Origin of the sequence: Thermococcus barophilus MP, assembly GCF_000151105.2 — an archaeon.
In the GTDB taxonomy this organism is placed as follows: domain Archaea; phylum Methanobacteriota_B; class Thermococci; order Thermococcales; family Thermococcaceae; genus Thermococcus_B; species Thermococcus_B barophilus.
Window position 1 is genome coordinate 721,093 of sequence record NC_014804.1, and the last position, 15,905, is coordinate 736,997.

Here is a 15,905-nt window from a genome sequence, read left to right on the forward strand (position 1 = left end):
ATAACACCAAGTTGAGTTTTGTTTTTAGTAAATTTAAGCTTTCTCAAGATTTGAGAGTTAATAAAAGAATAGAACATAAACACCGAGGAGCATTAAGACAAAACCAGCTATCATTGAAAGTTCCCTTGACCTTCTAACGATTTTTTGGGATAGACTTTTACTTTCGGCTATACTGCTCACTGTAAAAAGGATTATAAGGAGCGGCAGAACAAATATGAGGTTATAGAGCCCCAGTAGAATCCAGGTCAATGTTCTTCCAATCTTTGAGATCAAAATCGCATATATAAGATAGCTTCCAGCAGAACACGGCAGGAGAGTAAATGAAACCATCACACCTAAGGCAAATGCCCCAAACAACGTTGCTTCCTGTCTGAAGATAGATTTTCTGACATTTTTCTTTCCTGCAACTCTTGACTTCTCAAAGTATCCGGTAAAGAATGTGTAAAAACCGAAAATTAGAGATACAACTCCCGCTATCCATGTTGGAATGCTCCTTGTAAACACAACAAGTCCAATTCCAAGGATGTAGTAGGATATGTAAATCGCAACTACAAACGCCATGCCTATTTCATAAATTTTCCTTTTTGAAATTCCCTCTTTGAGCGACAAGGCAATGAGAAACATGGTATAGATGACAAAGGTGCATGGGTTTATGGAATCTGACACCGCCAGAGAGATAAGGGGGAATATCATCGATTGAAGGTTTACGAGAAAAAGCACCAGAATAGTTAGTCCAAAAGATAAAGAAATTATCAACAGAAGGGTTTTGATTTCATCCTTCACTTGGCTCACCATTCATGAAAATATTTTCAAGCTTCTTAATAGTTTCTGTTTGATTTAACGGTATTAAATATGTTTTATCAGTTATGAAAAGAACTCCTTTCTCCTTTATTGCAGTCTCCACGATTATTGGGACATTTTTGGAAGGTTCTGGGATTTCTCCTTCGACAATAGCCACCAAGCGGTTATCATAGAATATTCCTATAACAGGAACTCCAGTAACACCGAGCATAGAATACAGCTCAGAAAAAAGATTGCTGTTGTGATCATTCCCTTGAAGCTCATAGTAGGTGAGTGAGTTTTTTCCAAAAGCCTCTGGCAATAACTGTTTCATTTTCTTACAGTGGGGGCATGTTGCAAGTCCAAACATGTAAAAGTGGAGCTTTGAAACATCAATTTGATTTTGTGACTGAGTTTGTGTATTCACAGATGAACTCTGCATGGCTGATGGGGAGGTCATAGTATTATTATTTGAAATACACAGACTGGCAAACACACCGAGGATAACCACAGCGAAAACTACTCCAGCAACAATCCTTTTCATTAAAATCACCTATGGATGAGTATCGGGATATGCTAATTTAAGTATTTGGGTATTGCATATAAACGCCCACGAATGCATGTCTTTTTACAAAAACCATTAAATAGCTGGAAAACTTAGAGCTGGTTGGTGATAGGATGAGTGAGGTTGAAAAGGCACTTCAGACATTCCACTCATTGAAAGTTAAGCAGGTGATGCCTCCATTAGCTTCAATGCCAATTGTAACAAAGGACTCCCCAGTAGTTGACGTCTTAAAATTGCTCAGAACCCGACATCATGTGTGGGTGGTCAATAACAGAGATGATATGAAGCTTGAGGGAGTTATCAGATACATCAACATTGTGGATGTTCTCCTACCTCCCGAGCTTCAGAAAGCAAGACTTGGAAACATCAGTCATCTCTTTAAGTCGATCCTTGGAGGGGCAGATCGGGCAGAACATGTGATGGAGCGCAACGTTCTTACAATAAACGAGGATGCAAGTGTCCTTGAAGCATTAACAAAGATGAAACGATATAAAGTGCCTTTACTGGCAATCATTGACGAAAATGGGAAACTTGTAGGAGAAATAAGCCTCAGGATACTGGTCAACGAGTTTATGAGACTGATGCGCATAGGTGGTGCCCAATGGAGCCAGAGTGGATCCTCTTCACAATCGGAGTAGCACTAATTGTGGGAAAGATCGGCGACAACATAATGGAGCGTTTTGAGCTTCCAGGTGTTTTGGGAGAAATTCTGATGGGTATGATTTTGGGGAATCTGATATATTTTGGAGTTATCAGTCCAGAGTACTTAACTTTACATTCAAATGAAACTTTCGAGTTTTTGGCAAAGCTTGGGATAATCTTCCTGCTCTTCTTGGGAGGTCTTGACACTGACATGGAAATGATCAAGAGAACTGGGAAAGTTGCCACGGTCTCCACGCTTATGGGTGTATTTGCTCCCTTAATAATGGGATATTTTGGGCTTAAATTAATGGGATACCCCTCCAGAGAGGCATTTGCTGGCGGTGTTCTGCTTACAGCAACGAGCATTGGGATAACAGTTAGGGTCATGATGGATTTGGGTGTCTTGAGGAGCGAAGTGGGTGCAGCGTCGCTGAGTGCAAGTGTTATGGATGACTTTCTGGGCATAGCACTGATAATATTTGCCGTTGGAACAGGTAGCATTTTGGGGTTAATTGGAAAGATGACTGCCTTCTTTATAATCACAGGTGTCGTTGCATGGTATTCCATCGATAAATACATCCGATTCTCTGAATGGCTTCATGTAGAAAAAGGTGTCCTGGCTATGGTTCTGGCGTTAATGTTCCTCTTCTCCGCACTTGCTGAAAAATGGTTCGCAGCTGCAATTGAAGGTGCATTTATGGCGGGCCTTGTTTTATCAAAGCTTCCAGAAGGGAGAAAAATAGCAGAAGACGTTAAAGCCATCGGATATGGCTTTTTAATCCCAATATTTTTCGTGTACACGGGGGCAATGCTTGATTTAAAGGTTTTCATGAGTAGAGATGCACTGGCACTGGCAGCAGTTCTAACAAGTATAGCTGTAATAGGAAAGGTAGTCGGAAGGGGAATCGGAGCAATGATGATGGGCTGGAACTTTAAGAAATCTCTTCAGATGGGAATAGGATCAATCCCAAGAACTGAAGTTGCTCTCGTTGATCTCATGGTTGCAATTCACGGAGGTGCAATACCCCAAAGCGATGCACAAAAGTTTATAGCCGCAACGCTTATTTTCATCACCGTTTCTGTGCTGATAACTCCCCCACTGCTGAAGTGGGCATTTAAAGAGGATGTTGAGAAAATGAAAAAGGAGAAAGCAGAAATTAGGAAAGAGAAAGTTAAAGAGACTAAAAGAAAAATTGCGGAGATCAGGCAGAGCTGAGCTTTTCTTTCACTTTTCTTTCAAATTCCACAAATGGAGGAACTCCAATAAATTCCACCTTGTTGTTTATTAGAATTGTTGGTGTTCCCAAGATGTTATGTTCCATTGCCTTTTTTCTTCCTTCTGGAGTCGCAACGCTCAGCTCTTTTACTATCACTCCAGGATGCCTCCTCGCTATCTCTTTAGCCATTTGAAGTGCTATTGGACAGTAAGGACATGTTGGTGAGGTAATAACTTCAATAACAACTCTTGGTCCCTTTGGTTTAACCTCAACCATCCCCATCCTCTTCATGAGCTCAAGCATCTTTTTTCTCCTAATCATCTCAAGCTCGTCCATGTTCTCACCGAGAAGAGCTTAGAAAAAGGGTTTAAAAAGAAATTGTTGAAGAAAATTTCATGATTCCGTAAATTCAATCTCTAAATCAACATCAAGTCCTTCAAAAGCTTCTCTTATCTGTTCTTCGAAAACTTCAGCCTCTGGACTGTCCTTGGGAATATTAAGCATTATCTTAACTTTTCTGCCTTCAATCTTACATCCCTTATACTTATCCCCCCTAAGAACGCTTTCCCCAGTAAGCGGATCAATAACCGCTGCAAGAATAAGCTTGACAAATTTCTCATCGATCTGTCTCTTTCCCGTAATAACGTCCCATTTAGCCAATGCCTGCTTAAGTCCTTCAGCTGCTAAAACTGCACAGTGATATTTGATCTGCGGCAAACCCCCAAGCTCCTCCACAATGTCTTTAAATTTAATTTTCTTAGCTTCTTCAACAGTCTTTCCTATGATCATTTCCGTAAGCACTGAGGCAGTTGCAATATTTGCAGCACAACCATAGCTCCTAAATTTAGCATCAACTATTTTATCATTTTCAATCTTTAAATAGAGCTTTATCATGTCTCCACATGCTGGACTTCCTGCTTTTGCCGTGACGCTTGGATTCTCTATTTCTCCAACATTTTTTGGATGAAGAAAATAGTAAAGAACCTTTCTTGAGTAGCCTATCCTCTTTTTCTCGTCCCATTTTCTACCATCAAATCTTTCCATTTATCTCACCTTTTTTACGACAATTCTCCAAATACCGTCCTTCTCATCAATTTCGAGGATTTCCTGCCCAGTTTCGTCTGCTGCCAGTGCTATCTCCCCCTTGCTCAGCTCATGAGTTCCGACAATTTCTATTACTTCTCCAACCTTGGCTTTTCTCAGCGCCTTTCTGAATTCATTAAGCGGAATTGGACATTCCTTCCCGATGACATTGATTTTTATCATCTCTTCCCACCATAAATACTGATTTCCCTCAGTTTTTCAACGACATCCCTTATAATCTCGTATGCTTTTACTATCTCCTCTTCAGTCGTCCACTTGCTTAGGCTCAGCCTCACTGAACCGTGGGCATCTTCAAATGAACCTCCAATGGCTCTAATCACATGACTCGGCAAAAGTTCTTGCGAATAGCATGCGGAACCAGTTGAGAACACTAACCCCCTTAGATCACAGTGAAGCAAAATGCTCTCTCCTTCAACGTAAGCGAATGAAACGTTTACATTATTGGGAAGCCTTTTCTCTCCTCTTGGGCCGTTGAGCTTTGTATCGGGGATGCCTAAGAGCAGATCAATTAGCTTATCTCTAAGCTTTGCCATTCTCTTAGCGTCATCATAGTTTATCAGCTCTACAGCCTTTCCAAAGCCAGCTATTGCTGGAACATTTATCATTCCCGGTCTTATTCCCCTTTCTCTCACATCTCCATCGAGAAGAGGTTTGAGCTTAACCCCATCCCTTATATAAAGTGCGGCAATTCCCTTAGGGCCGTGGATTAAGTGGGCAGTAATGCTCATTAAGTCAACATCCAGCTTTTTGACATCAATTTTGACTTTACCAAAGGCATGATTTGCGTCCAGATAAAGGAGAGCACCTTTATCGTGGACTATCTCAGATATTGCTTTGATATCTTGAATAGTTCCAATTTCAAAGTTTCCTAAGTGAGTGGCGAAGAGAATTGCGTCTTTTAAGTTGCCCTGGAGATTATCAAGGTTGATAAAACCCTCTTTATCAACACTAACTTCATAAGCTTGGAAGCCCCACTCTCCCAATCTTTTGACTGTGTTAAGAATTGCTTTTCTCTCAATTTTGCTTGCCAGGACTTTTCCTTTACCCTTAGCCCATGCTACACCTTTTATCGCCAAATTATCTGCTTCAGTTTCATCGGAGACAAAGATAATTTCCTCTGGAGAGGCATTTATTTCCCTCGCTATTTTTTCCCTCGCTTCTTCAACAGCTTCTCTGGATTCTTCGTCAAATATATGCCCAAATTCCCCTCCAGGAGTTCCATATTTTCTCTCAAAATATTCAAGCATTACCCTAATTACCTCGGGGTCTGGCTTAGTCGTGTTTGCATTGTCTAAATAAATAACCATCTTTTCCACCCGCTTATCACTAAACAAAGACCACTTTTAAGTATTGCTGGACAGAGCTGTATAGCTACCCAAATAAATCTATGCATATCCTGCATTTTGATGGGTCTAATTCGGGATCAATCTTCTCATGAATAGGGCAGAGATACCCTTTTCCAAGCATTTTAAGGGCAATTTCAACGAGTTCTGCATGTATTTGGTATTCTGTAAGCTTTTCTTTTATTATTTTATCTGCAAGTTCTTTCAGGTAATTATCTATATCCTGAAAATTGGAGATGTCAATAAAACTTCCCCTGTTCATTCTTAAATACCTTGAAACAGCTGATTGGGTAATATGTAGAAGTTCAGCGACTTGAGTTTGAGTCAATTTATGATCTCTGTACAGAATCTCAACTAATCTCCTCCTCAGTGAGGGGTATACATACTTTGAAGCAACTTCGAAAGCATTTATCTTCATAGTTGTTTATTATGACACATGACATATATAAGGGTTTCGAAAAGAGGGTAAATTTATCCTTTATGAAAATCAAGACAAAATTTGAGACTTCTGCTAAAGCAAGAGAGTACTTGTTAGTTTATCAAAGATATTATGACACTTGTCATATCAGACAGCACGTTAATTAATGTTTTGTTATATTATATTCCATAAAAATTCACTTTTTGCTAAATAGATGTCGGATTTTTGTTCTATAAGTTCCATTTACACACGGAAATTTTCTCTTTATGTTAAACAACCAAAAAGTTTTTATGAAGAGAAATTCATAGATAATCTTGAAATTATGACACATGTCATAGAAGGAGGGATTGAAAGTGATAAAGGTACCTGAGAATTTAGATATGCTCTGCAACCAGTGTTCGATGAGTTTGGCGGGAGGGTGTACTATAAGGGGAGTCTGCGGCAAGGATCCTGACCTCAACTCGCTCCAGGAGGCCCTGCTCTACGGCATAAAGGGAACATCGGCCTACTACTACCACGCCCTTGAGGTCGGCTACGACGACCCGAGGATAGGCCACTTTTTGGCTGAGGCCCTCTACTCGACCCTGACCAACGTCAACTTCGACAAGAACCGCTTCCTTGAGCTCATCCTTGAGAACGGAAGGGTTCACCTTGAGGCGATGAAGCTCCTCGATAAGGCCTACGTTGAGACCTTCGGAAGGCCGGAGCCGGTTGAAGTCCCGACCGGAACTGCGGAGGGACACAGCATACTCGTCACCGGCCACAGCTACAAAGCTCTCTATGAACTCCTCAGGCAGATCGAGGAGATGAGCCTTGAGGATGAGCTCAAGGTCTACACCCACGCGGAGATGTTTCCGGCACATGCATACCCCGAGCTGAGGAAGTTCAAAGCGCTCTACGGCAACTGGGGAGGCTCATGGCTCTACCAGAAGAAGGAATTCGCGGAGTTCCCGGGCGTCATTCTGGGCACAAGCAACTGTGTCCAGCAGCCGACGAAGGCTTACGCCGACAGAATCTTCACCGTTGGGATAGCGGGCCTTGAAGGGGTTCGCCACATCGAGGACTACAACTTCGAGCCGCTCATAAAGCGCGCCCTTGAAACCCCCAGGATGGAGGCTTACGACGGCGGAAAGCTCCTCACCGGCTTCCACCACGCCAACGTCCTTGCCATGAAGGATAAGCTCATCGAACTCATTCAGGAGGGCAAGATAAGGCACATCTTCGTCGTGGGCGGTTGTGACACCCCGCACAAGGGTATGGGGTACTATGAAAAGCTAACCGAGCTGATTCCAAAGGATGCGCTGATACTCTCTGCGGCATGCGGCAAGTTCCGCTACAACGCGAGGGACTACGGCACCATTGAGGGCATTCCGCGCTTTTTGGACTTCGGCCAGTGCAACAACGTGTACTCGATAATCGAGATTGCAATAGCACTCGCCAATGAACTCGGGACGGATGTGAACTCCCTGCCGGTGAGCATAGTCCTGAGCTGGATGGAGCAGAAAGCCATAGCGATACTCTACTCGCTCCTCTACCTGGGAATCAAGGGCATCTACATCGGACCAAGGCCGCCAGAGTTCCTGACTCCCAATGTGTTTGAGATCCTCAGGAGGCAGTTTGACCTCAGATTAATAAGCGATCCAGAAAGAGATTTAAGAGAGATGCTCAACAAAGGTGTAAAAATAGAAGAGGGCTCACCTCTTGCGGAGGAGCTCGACTGAGCTCATTCTTTCAATTTTTTAAGCTTTTCTAATAGTTCCCCGAACTTCTCATCTGAAAGATTGCCCAGTTCTTTGGCCTCTTTCAGTGTTATTGTCTTTGCCAGGGTCTTTCTCAGGGTCTCATCTTTGAGCGGTGTGAAGCCGTACTCGATGAGCACTTCAAGAGCTTCGGGATACCTCTCTATGAGCATCCCGACGTTTGTGTTCTCGTTTATCTCGATTTCTTTTGCACACTCCACATCGTCAAGTCCTGAAATTTCCCCGGCACTCCCATCGTTCCATATCCTCAAGATGTAGGCATCTCCAGCTTTTTTCAGCTCGTGTCTATAGCTCGCCTCCTCAAGCTTTGGGAGGATGCCTTTGAACGGTTTGTCACCTATTGCCTCGATGCCCTCTCCTTCTTTCAGATCCTTCAATGCCTCAACTATCCTTACAGCAGGTTCCGGGGGGTTTAGCCCCCTCAGGTCCAGCACAGCTTTAATCTCCATTCGCTTCACCATAAACCTATAATGACAAGTGTCATATAAACTTTGCTGGACATGAATGGGTAGAAAGGTTTAAAAGTATTGAATATGACATACGTCATGAAGGTGTGTAATTATGAAAGCTGTAAAAATTGTTGAAGATGTTTACTGGGTTGGAGTTAAAGACTGGAACAGGAGAATTTTTGATTCTCTAATTCCCCTTCCAGAAGGAACTTCATATAATGCCTATCTGGTAGTAGGAAGAGAAAAAACCGCCCTCATAGACACCGTAAATCCCGGTTTTGAGAGGGAGCTTGAGGAAAAAATAAACGAAATCGTAGATGTAGCCGATATTGATTACATAGTGATGAATCACGCCGAGCCCGATCATTCCGGTGCAATTCCATACCTACTGGAGAGAAACAAAAAGGTCATCCTCATTGCAACCGAAAAAGGCGCGAACATGGCTAAAGCATACTATGATGTCCCCGATGAGAGGATTATGGTAGTGAAGGATGGCGACACCGTCTCGCTGGGAGGGAAGACCCTCAGGTTCATAGAGGCACCTTGGCTTCACTGGCCGGAGACAATGTTTACCTACCTCGTCGAGGACAAAATACTCTTTCCCTGTGACTTCTTTGGGGCTCACCTTGCTGGGGGCTTTTACGACGATGACGTGCCCGACCTTCTAACGCACGCCCAGAGGTACTTCGGGGAGATAATGATGCCCTTCTCGGCCATGGCGAAGAAAGCACTCAAAAAGATCGAGGGGCTTGAGATTAAGATAATCGCCCCGAGCCACGGCCCGATATACAGGAATCCCAGGAGGATAATCGAGGCGTATAAAAAGTGGAGCAGTGGAGAGACGAAGGAGAAGGTTATCATAGCCTATGTCAGCATGTGGGGGGCAAACGAGACAATGGTGAGGGAGCTCGCAGCTCTCCTGACCGCTGAGGGGATAGATGTTAAGGTCTACAACCTCGTGAGCTCGGATATAGGGGAAATCGCTAAAGACCTCGTGGACTCGAGGGTGATAGTTTTAGCAGCTCCCACAGTCCTTGGAGGTGCCCACCCTCTTGCAATTTATGCCGCATACCTCGTAAAGGCACTTAGACCGCCTGCAAAATATGCAGTGATAATGGGCTCCTATGGGTGGCACGGGCGAAGTAAAGATTCCCTCCTTGAAGTGCTGAAAGGCTCAAATATAGAGCTCCTCGGGAGCCTTGAGGTTCGTGCGAGGCCGAAGAATGAAGATTATGAAAAGCTCCGCAGGCTTGCGCTTCTTATTCAAGAAAAGGTTAGGGGTGATGCTGAATGACCGAACTCCTAAAAAACCGTGAATATAAGAAAGAAAAAATGAAAGAACTTTTGAAGAAAATCCACAGCGGCGAGGATGTTGAAAAGCTCAAGGAGGAGTTTAAGGAACTCTTAAGGAGCATTTCTCCCCTTGAAATACCTCTCATTGAACAGGAGCTCGTTAAGGAAGGCATTTCAGCGAGGGACATAGCTAAGATGTGCGACATCCATGTTGAGCTCTTCAGAGAAGCAGTCGCTGGTGTTGAAAAGGAGGAAATAAAGGATATCCCCCCTGGACATCCTCTCCATACGCTCTATGAGGAGAACAGGGAAATAATGAAAGATGCGGAAATGCTGAATCTCTATGCATCCACTCTCGCAAACACGAAGGATGAGAAGATGAGACAGGAAATTCTTGGTGTTCTCAAAGGAATAGCCAACCAACTCAGAGCTGTTGGTTTTACCCACTACAACAGGGAAGAGATGCTTATCTTCCCATACCTTGAGAGGAGAGGGATTACAGCTGTTCCAACAGTACTCTGGACAAAGCATGATGAGATAAGAGCAATGATAAAGCAGCTAATCGAAATATTAAACAGAGAAAACGAAATGGAGTGGGAGCAATTTGTAAGTAAAGTGAAAGAAAAAGCCTCAGAACTTTCAAGAGCTTTAGTTGACATGGTGTTCAGGGAAAACAACATACTGTATCCAACATTGAAAGCCCTGCTCTCCGAGGGAGAGTGGGTTGCCATTAAGCAGCAGGAAGAGGCAATAGGGTATTACAAAGTTAAGCCCGGAGATGAGTGGAAGCCAAGGGCAAAGCCTCTTCATCCTTATGAGATTGACCCAACCTTAACAGCTGAACAGATTTTGAGCCTACCAAAGGAAGTTCAGATGGCACTGAGGGGACAGAAGCTTGAAGGAGACAGAACTAAAGTAAAGAGGGAAGGCGACTTGGAGTTAGACACTGGCTATCTCTCACCAAAAGAAATAAACGCGATTTTCAAGCATCTTCCAGTTGATATAACCTTCATAGACAAAGATGATAGGGTGAGGTTTTTCTCAGGCGGGGACAGAATATTCACAAGAACACCCTCAGTTATCGGAAGACCTGTACAGCTCTGCCATCCACCGAAAAGTGTTCATGTAGTAAACAAGATTCTTAGGGCTTTTAAGGAGGGCAAAAAAGACGTTGCAGAGTTTTGGATTCAGATGGGGGGGAGATTTATACATATCCGCTATTTTGCGGTCAGAGATGAAAATGGAGAGTACTTGGGAACACTTGAAGTTGTTCAAGATGTGACTGAAATCAGAAAACTTGAAGGAGAGAAAAGGCTTTTAGACTGGAGGGACTAAATGTGATTGTTGTAAAAGTGGGAGAGGCTGAGCGAATTGACAACCCTCATGGGGTTGATGTTAAAAAGCTGATTGGTATGGAGAATGTCCAGATACTCCACGTAACCCTGAAGCCTGGGGAGGGGCTTAAAAAGCACGCCACTCCTGTGGATGCCTTCCTGTACGTCATAAAGGGCAAAGGGATGGTTGAAGTTGGGGATGAAAAAGAAGAGGTTAGGAAGGCAACCCTCGTTTACCTTCCAAAGGAGGTCCCCCACAGCGTTGAGAACACGGGAAGTCTGGAGATGAAGTTCCTTGTGATTAAGGTGGGGTAAATGAGGGAAAAAGCAGAGATATTTAAAAAGAGAGTTGAGAAGTTTCAAAGGCTCTTAAAGGAAAACGAGATAGATGGAGCCGTTATAAGGACACTCTCCACCTTTATTTACTTTACAGGTACCAAATGGCTTCGCCCGAGCCTCCTCATTCCTGCAGAAGGGGAGCCGGTAGTTATTGTTGCCAAAGGTGAAAAGGAACTATTTATGCAAAAGAGCTGGATTGAGAACGTTAAGGAGTTCCAAAAGACGGAAGACCTGATGGCAATGGTGACGATGTGGATTGCAAAGAACGGCTACAGCACCATCGGCATGGAGTTCTCCATCGAGAGGGATGCCTACATTCTGTTCTATGAGCTTTTCAAAAAGCTCAATCCGGGAGTGCAGATCGAAGACATCAGGCACCTTTCAATGCAGCTGAGGATGATAAAGGACGACTGGGAGCTTGAGAACATAAGAAAAGCGGGAAAAATTGCGGTAAAGGGAATGGAAGTGGCAATGGAGGAGATAAAGCCCGGGAAGAGCGAGCTTGAGATAGCTGCCGAGATTTACCGTGAGCTGATGCTCAACGGGAGCGAGGACCCGAAGGTCTATGTATCCGCAACACCGAGGGCACATGCCGAGCCCTTTAGAGACGTTAGGGTTGAGAAGGGCAGGTTTGTAACCGTGGTAATTGGCGCCGACTACAACCATTATTATGCAAACCTGACGAGGAGCTTTTTCATCGGAGAGCCAAACGAGAGAGCAAAGAACGCCATTGAGGCAATGGAAGAAGTTCACAAAATCGCTTTGGAAAAGACCCTGCCAGGAGTAACTTTTTCCAGAGTGGAGAGAGACATAGCTGCGGTTTACAGGGAGAAGGGACTCCAAGAATACTATATAACAGGATACACACACGGAGTTGGACTGCTGATTGAGGAGGACCCAATAACAACCATAGTAGTTCCCCACAGGGCAATGAAAGCACGAGAAGGAATGGCGCTGGCGATTGTGCATGCACCGCTCATGGTTCCAGAGGGTGCAGTAAAGAAGGAAGACACTGTGATACTTGGCAAAAAGGTTGAAAATGTTACTCCTTTTGAGGCACCCGTGTTTCTTTAGTTTTCTATTGCTTAAATTCCATTTTCAGGAAGAATAGAAATAGTTGGAGGGAGTATTTGAAAGATTAATCTACAAAGATAACATGGAGCACAAGAATAATGTACATGACAACAGTCCAAGCGATGTGGAACTCCCTCCACCTTCTGAATTTTTTTAACGCTTCTTTCAGGTAGGGGTTACTGATTTCTCTCCTCAGCTTTTCAACCTTCGCATGAAGATAACGCCCATAGAAACCACTTATGTTTTCAATGAGCAGTATGAAACCGAGTAAAAGACCGGTTAGGCCAGCAGGTGTGCTGTAGTCCTGGCACGATATGAAGTGAGGTAGGGTCATGAGCGAGCCCAGAATCACTAATAGGTGGTGTATGTCGAGCAGGGAAAGCGGGGCACGGAGCCTTAAAAAGGGCATTTCCGGATTCACAGCAATGAAAAAATGCCCCTTTTTGTATTCTATGAAAGGTGTTCTCTTGACTACAGAATAGAGGACTATTCCAGCGGTTATCACAGCAAATCCCACCTCTGCAAGTCCTCCAAATTGGGCTTCCTCACTCTCATAATCATCGTCTGCAGCGACCAGCGGCAGAACTATGAGCATAATAAAGAGTACCACTATCATCTTGTTTTTTTGCATGATCCTCACCAGATTGTTACCTTGAGGTACCTCAATAAATTTGAAGAAGAGACTAAAAAGCTCCGCTTCCGATTCCACAGATTTTTGCAAATGGACAGTTCTCACAGTTCTCAGTGTAAGGCTTAAGGTAGGGTTCTCCCTTTATCTGCTTCGTGATTTCCTTGGCTTTCTTCATGTCCTCATCGTCACCTTCCAAAACCAAAGTTACGCTCCCTTCTGCTCCTCCCGCTCCTCCAGCAGCTATTGGAATTGCATCAACGTTAGCCAAGATGTCATATGCTTCAACCTCAGTTACTGGAACTGCATGGGGAATTGGCACCAGTGCAGAGTAAAGCCCAGTTCCCCAATCAAATGAGTGAATTCCTGTTATTTTTGCACTGTATTCAACGGGAGTTGGAACAAACTTCTCAAGGCTTATTGGGGTAATCGTTAAGACGCCTTTTGTTATTGTCCACCCAAATGTCCTGCCTATTGTTCCTCCATCTGGAGCTGCTGCGAAAACTGCGACGTTCCAGTTCGGATCAATTGCGTTTGCCCCTTTAATGAAAACATCTTCTGGTCCCATCTCTTTCAGCGCCTCCACTGGATCGCCTTCAAAGGGTTTCCCTTTGTAGAGGACAAGATGCTTGGGCCAGGTTTTCTTCGGCGTGACACATGTTCTCCCTTTGCTTATAACTCCAACAGTCCACTTCTCCTTCTCAATTTTCTTCCCCAAAATCTCCTCTGCAATGTATGCCGCTGTAGTACCTGTTGCAATGTAAACAAAGCCGTGCTTTAATGCATATTGAACTTCATCTAAGGCAACAACCGCTTTGGCAATTAAGCGCTTGCTTTCTGGAGGAGTAAGAGTCACCAGCGCTCTCATCATCTCTATCACCATGTCAAAATTGGTGAGCAGGTTTTATTAATATTGTGAAAAAACTTTCAAAGCAATCAGGAGGTATATGGTATTTTGTCAAGTTATTTGAACTTCTTCATCCAAAAATCAGCTTTTTATATTTCCTTCAAATGAAAATTAAAATTCTGACTTAATCTTTGGCAAGACTCTGAAATAAAAAGCCTCTAAAAATAAAAAATGTAAATAGTTGTAAACAAAGCGGTTGATGATTTCCTTCATATACCATGGGCTCCCAGCATGTCCTACACTTTTATCTCCATGCCGTCAATTTCGTTGTTTATGGACTTCACAACTGCAAATCTGAAGCTCCTTCCGTCTTTCGTTATCCTAACAACGGTCGTTGCAATTTCCTCCAGCAATGGCAAAACCCTTGGAGTTATGCTCTCCAGCACGTCAACATTTATGAAGTAAAACGCTATCCTTCTCTCATCCCCAACAAAGGAGAGAATGTTATTTAGGGTCGTTATGATTTCCCTCTTGGAATTAGTCAGAAGAAGCAATTTCTCAAAGCCCACAACTGGATTAACAACTTTTGTCTCTTCCAACAGAGGACCAAAGACCCTCCTATACTCCTGCTCCTGAATTACCGGCTCTTTTATTGAGAGCCTTTCGATGACTTTTCCAACCTCCAGCCTGCCGCCGGTTTTGATAACTCTAACATTGTCCAAGATTTCGTCTCCACATCCAGAGAGTTTCATGTGCATCTTGTACAGGTAAAGAGAGTCGAGAATGTCATCTATCAATACGTCATACTCCTTTCCTTTAGCCCATTTTATCAGGTGGCACAACCCCAGAGCAGTGGGGGTTGTTGCAGAATGCTCTAACAAGACAGTTTCTCCAAACTTGAGGCTGTCCCAAATCCTCCCAAGCATTATCTTCATATACCTGCACCTCAGCGTTATTTAATCATCAGGTACACTTAACATAAAAACAGATATTTATTTTTTGCGCTTTGTATCAAAAATTTTTGATGAGAATAACAGAGTTTTTAACAACAAAATGTTACTTTCAATGAACAGCATAAAATTGAAATCGCTATAGAGAGCATTGTTATTTGGCTATTTTAACCCCCTCCAAAGCCTTTATGAAATCGTCAAAGTTCTCAACGGAAATTTCTTTTTCTCCTATTTTAACGTTAATCCTCCCGCAGCCATATTTGGCACACAAACCGATGCACTTAATGATTTCAACTCCATACTTCTTTTCCTCTAAGAGGGCTTTTATTTCGTTAAGATGCCTACCCGCACAGTACTCACAGACCTGAGCCTCCATGACCGTCACCAAACTGAGAGAACTCATCTGTGTTTATAGGGTTCACTCTTGACAAAATGGACAATTGGCATCTCAGAGTTTTTCAGGATAAAAAGGATTTTTTCTCATGTAAGAAAAGCCTAAGAAAAGAGAAAAAGATAATCAACCCTGCTCTTTCTTTGCTTCTCCTGTTTTTGGAGCTGCTGGTTTGGGCTTAGCTGCTGCCGGTGGTCTAACTCCATAGCCAAGAATCCTAAACTTGAACACCTCGCCATCCCTGAGGTAGTATGTTACCTCTTTGGTCTCCTTGTTGAATTCAATTTTTGAAACTGGAAATCTATAGTCCGGATACTTTTCGTTGATTTCTTTGATTTTGTCGGGATGAATAGGAACCCAGTCATAAAGCAACAGTTCCTCTTCTCTCCATTCCGTTGTAAGCATGTAATTTGAGACAAAGCCAAGTGCCCCCGTTGGACAAACATCCACACAGAACTGGCAGAAGGTGCATCTTCCATAATCAATCTTCGGATGCGGTCTCTTTTCAGCTTTGCCGTTAACTTCAATCCATGTCATCTCAATTGCCCTCGCCGGGCATATCTGGCCACAGAAGTTACAGCCAATGCACTTTTTCCAGTCAAGTGAATGGAATCCTCTGTATTTTTCAGCGATTTGAGTTTTCTCATAGGGTATTTTGATTGTCACGGGCTTTTTGAAGAGGTACTTTAACCCAAGCCAAGGCTTAATATATGAGGGTTTTTTCTTGATTTTGCTCTCAGGTGCAACCTTAAAATCAATCTCTTCCATTTT

20 protein-coding genes are annotated in these 15,905 nt (G+C 43.3%); 7 read left to right on the plus strand and 13 right to left on the minus strand.

Annotated features, from left to right (window positions below; genetic code table 11):
• Nucleotides 1–57: 57 nt before the first annotated feature.
• Nucleotides 58–783: an electron transporter gene (locus tag TERMP_RS04155; RefSeq protein ID WP_013467108.1), complete on the minus strand. Its 726-nt coding sequence runs from the start codon at nt 781–783 to the stop codon at nt 58–60.
• Entirely contained in the window at nt 773–1,324 is a 552-nt protein-coding gene (locus TERMP_RS04160) for a glutaredoxin family protein (protein WP_048159755.1), read from the minus strand. The genes TERMP_RS04155 and TERMP_RS04160 overlap by 11 nt, the downstream gene beginning before the upstream one ends.
• A 134-nt stretch (nt 1,325–1,458) precedes the next feature.
• Between TERMP_RS04160 and TERMP_RS04165 the strand changes: the two genes are divergently transcribed.
• On the plus strand, nt 1,459–1,983 hold the full coding sequence (locus tag TERMP_RS04165) for a CBS domain-containing protein (RefSeq protein WP_013467111.1): 525 nt from the start codon (nt 1,459–1,461) through the stop codon (nt 1,981–1,983).
• Nucleotides 1,947–3,203 (plus strand): cation:proton antiporter, encoded by a 1,257-nt coding sequence (locus tag TERMP_RS04170; protein WP_013467112.1) that lies wholly within the window; start codon nt 1,947–1,949, stop codon nt 3,201–3,203. Before TERMP_RS04165 ends, TERMP_RS04170 begins: the two co-directional genes overlap by 37 nt.
• On the opposite strand, the gene TERMP_RS04175 is transcribed toward TERMP_RS04170, so the two are convergent.
• From TERMP_RS04175 to TERMP_RS04195, 5 genes are all read right to left on the minus strand, one after another.
• A complete protein-coding gene (locus TERMP_RS04175) occupies nt 3,190–3,540 on the minus strand; it encodes a thioredoxin family protein (protein WP_013467113.1) in 351 nt (116 codons plus the stop codon). The two genes, TERMP_RS04170 and TERMP_RS04175, sit on opposite strands and share 14 nt — an antisense overlap.
• A 57-nt stretch (nt 3,541–3,597) precedes the next feature.
• Nucleotides 3,598–4,248: an iron-sulfur cluster assembly scaffold protein gene (locus tag TERMP_RS04180; protein ID WP_013467114.1), complete on the minus strand. Its 651-nt coding sequence runs from the start codon at nt 4,246–4,248 to the stop codon at nt 3,598–3,600.
• Nucleotides 4,249–4,470 (minus strand): sulfurtransferase TusA family protein, encoded by a 222-nt coding sequence (locus TERMP_RS04185; protein ID WP_013467115.1) that lies wholly within the window; start codon nt 4,468–4,470, stop codon nt 4,249–4,251. It abuts the gene before it with no gap.
• On the minus strand, nt 4,467–5,615 hold the full coding sequence (locus TERMP_RS04190) for a cysteine desulfurase family protein (RefSeq protein WP_013467116.1): 1,149 nt from the start codon (nt 5,613–5,615) through the stop codon (nt 4,467–4,469). Before TERMP_RS04190 ends, TERMP_RS04185 begins: the two co-directional genes overlap by 4 nt.
• Nucleotides 5,616–5,679: 64 nt before the next feature.
• Nucleotides 5,680–6,069, minus strand: a complete 390-nt coding sequence (locus TERMP_RS04195) for a transcriptional regulator (RefSeq protein WP_013467117.1) — start codon at nt 6,067–6,069, stop codon at nt 5,680–5,682.
• 380 nt (nt 6,070–6,449) lie between these two features.
• Between TERMP_RS04195 and hcp the strand changes: the two genes are divergently transcribed.
• On the plus strand, nt 6,450–7,790 hold the full coding sequence (gene hcp / locus TERMP_RS04200; RefSeq protein WP_048159921.1) for a hydroxylamine reductase: 1,341 nt from the start codon (nt 6,450–6,452) through the stop codon (nt 7,788–7,790).
• A 2-nt stretch (nt 7,791–7,792) separates the two neighbouring features.
• Here the strand turns inward: hcp and TERMP_RS04205 are convergent, their stop codons facing one another.
• Nucleotides 7,793–8,278: a DUF1858 domain-containing protein gene (locus tag TERMP_RS04205; RefSeq protein WP_013467119.1), complete on the minus strand. Its 486-nt coding sequence runs from the start codon at nt 8,276–8,278 to the stop codon at nt 7,793–7,795.
• A 112-nt stretch (nt 8,279–8,390) separates the two neighbouring features.
• Here TERMP_RS04205 and TERMP_RS04210 point away from each other — a divergent pair, with 112 nt between their 5' ends.
• Genes TERMP_RS04210 through TERMP_RS04225 form a run of 4 tightly spaced genes read left to right on the plus strand, consistent with a single transcriptional unit; the run spans nt 8,391 to nt 12,318 of the window.
• Nucleotides 8,391–9,572, plus strand: coding sequence for an FprA family A-type flavoprotein (locus TERMP_RS04210; RefSeq protein WP_013467120.1), 1,182 nt, complete (start codon nt 8,391–8,393; stop codon nt 9,570–9,572).
• Nucleotides 9,569–10,906 (plus strand): DUF438 domain-containing protein, encoded by a 1,338-nt coding sequence (locus TERMP_RS04215; RefSeq protein WP_013467121.1) that lies wholly within the window; start codon nt 9,569–9,571, stop codon nt 10,904–10,906. Before TERMP_RS04210 ends, TERMP_RS04215 begins: the two co-directional genes overlap by 4 nt.
• A 2-nt stretch (nt 10,907–10,908) precedes the next feature.
• Nucleotides 10,909–11,220 carry a cupin domain-containing protein gene (locus tag TERMP_RS04220; protein ID WP_013467122.1) on the plus strand — a complete coding sequence of 104 codons (312 nt, stop codon included), beginning with the start codon at nt 10,909–10,911 and terminating at the stop codon, nt 11,218–11,220.
• Nucleotides 11,221–12,318, plus strand: a complete 1,098-nt coding sequence (locus tag TERMP_RS04225; protein WP_013467123.1) for a M24 family metallopeptidase — start codon at nt 11,221–11,223, stop codon at nt 12,316–12,318.
• Between the two features lie 64 nt (nt 12,319–12,382).
• Here the strand turns inward: TERMP_RS04225 and TERMP_RS04230 are convergent, their stop codons facing one another.
• From TERMP_RS04230 to nuoI, 5 genes are all read right to left on the minus strand, one after another.
• Nucleotides 12,383–12,949: a hypothetical protein gene (locus TERMP_RS04230; protein WP_013467124.1), complete on the minus strand. Its 567-nt coding sequence runs from the start codon at nt 12,947–12,949 to the stop codon at nt 12,383–12,385.
• A 52-nt stretch (nt 12,950–13,001) separates the two neighbouring features.
• Nucleotides 13,002–13,817: a PD-(D/E)XK nuclease family protein gene (locus TERMP_RS04235; protein ID WP_013467125.1), complete on the minus strand. Its 816-nt coding sequence runs from the start codon at nt 13,815–13,817 to the stop codon at nt 13,002–13,004.
• Between the two features lie 272 nt (nt 13,818–14,089).
• Complete coding sequence (locus tag TERMP_RS04240; RefSeq protein WP_013467126.1) at nt 14,090–14,728, minus strand: DUF257 family protein; 639 nt, start codon at nt 14,726–14,728, stop codon at nt 14,090–14,092.
• A gap of 169 nt (nt 14,729–14,897) precedes the next feature.
• The gene (locus TERMP_RS04245) at nt 14,898–15,119 is read right to left on the minus strand and encodes a hypothetical protein (RefSeq protein ID WP_013467127.1); all 222 of its coding nucleotides are present in this window, start codon (nt 15,117–15,119) and stop codon (nt 14,898–14,900) included.
• Between the two features lie 141 nt (nt 15,120–15,260).
• The gene (gene nuoI / locus TERMP_RS04250; protein ID WP_013467128.1) at nt 15,261–15,902 is read right to left on the minus strand and encodes an NADH-quinone oxidoreductase subunit NuoI; all 642 of its coding nucleotides are present in this window, start codon (nt 15,900–15,902) and stop codon (nt 15,261–15,263) included.
• Between the last annotated feature and the right edge of the window lie 3 nt (nt 15,903–15,905).

Excerpts from the sequence above, each read along its gene's own strand:
- TERMP_RS04160 (WP_048159755.1), bottom strand. The coding sequence starts at position 1,324 with ATGAAAAGGATTGTTGCTGGAGTAGTTTTCGCTGTGGTTATCCTCGGT.
- TERMP_RS04165 (WP_013467111.1), top strand. The coding sequence starts at position 1,459 with ATGAGTGAGGTTGAAAAGGCACTTCAGACATTCCACTCATTGAAAGTT.
- TERMP_RS04170 (WP_013467112.1), top strand. The coding sequence starts at position 1,947 with ATGGAGCCAGAGTGGATCCTCTTCACAATCGGAGTAGCACTAATTGTG.
- TERMP_RS04175 (WP_013467113.1), bottom strand. The coding sequence starts at position 3,540 with ATGGACGAGCTTGAGATGATTAGGAGAAAAAAGATGCTTGAGCTCATG.
- TERMP_RS04180 (WP_013467114.1), bottom strand. The coding sequence starts at position 4,248 with ATGGAAAGATTTGATGGTAGAAAATGGGACGAGAAAAAGAGGATAGGC.
- TERMP_RS04185 (WP_013467115.1), bottom strand. The coding sequence starts at position 4,470 with ATGATAAAAATCAATGTCATCGGGAAGGAATGTCCAATTCCGCTTAAT.
- TERMP_RS04190 (WP_013467116.1), bottom strand. The coding sequence starts at position 5,615 with ATGGTTATTTATTTAGACAATGCAAACACGACTAAGCCAGACCCCGAG.
- TERMP_RS04195 (WP_013467117.1), bottom strand. The coding sequence starts at position 6,069 with ATGAAGATAAATGCTTTCGAAGTTGCTTCAAAGTATGTATACCCCTCA.
- hcp (WP_048159921.1), top strand. The coding sequence starts at position 6,450 with ATGCTCTGCAACCAGTGTTCGATGAGTTTGGCGGGAGGGTGTACTATA.
- TERMP_RS04205 (WP_013467119.1), bottom strand. The coding sequence starts at position 8,278 with ATGGAGATTAAAGCTGTGCTGGACCTGAGGGGGCTAAACCCCCCGGAA.
- TERMP_RS04210 (WP_013467120.1), top strand. The coding sequence starts at position 8,391 with ATGAAAGCTGTAAAAATTGTTGAAGATGTTTACTGGGTTGGAGTTAAA.
- TERMP_RS04215 (WP_013467121.1), top strand. The coding sequence starts at position 9,569 with ATGACCGAACTCCTAAAAAACCGTGAATATAAGAAAGAAAAAATGAAA.
- TERMP_RS04225 (WP_013467123.1), top strand. The coding sequence starts at position 11,221 with ATGAGGGAAAAAGCAGAGATATTTAAAAAGAGAGTTGAGAAGTTTCAA.
- TERMP_RS04230 (WP_013467124.1), bottom strand. The coding sequence starts at position 12,949 with ATGCAAAAAAACAAGATGATAGTGGTACTCTTTATTATGCTCATAGTT.
- TERMP_RS04235 (WP_013467125.1), bottom strand. The coding sequence starts at position 13,817 with ATGATGAGAGCGCTGGTGACTCTTACTCCTCCAGAAAGCAAGCGCTTA.
- TERMP_RS04240 (WP_013467126.1), bottom strand. The coding sequence starts at position 14,728 with ATGAAGATAATGCTTGGGAGGATTTGGGACAGCCTCAAGTTTGGAGAA.
- TERMP_RS04245 (WP_013467127.1), bottom strand. The coding sequence starts at position 15,119 with ATGGAGGCTCAGGTCTGTGAGTACTGTGCGGGTAGGCATCTTAACGAA.
- nuoI (WP_013467128.1), bottom strand. The coding sequence starts at position 15,902 with ATGGAAGAGATTGATTTTAAGGTTGCACCTGAGAGCAAAATCAAGAAA.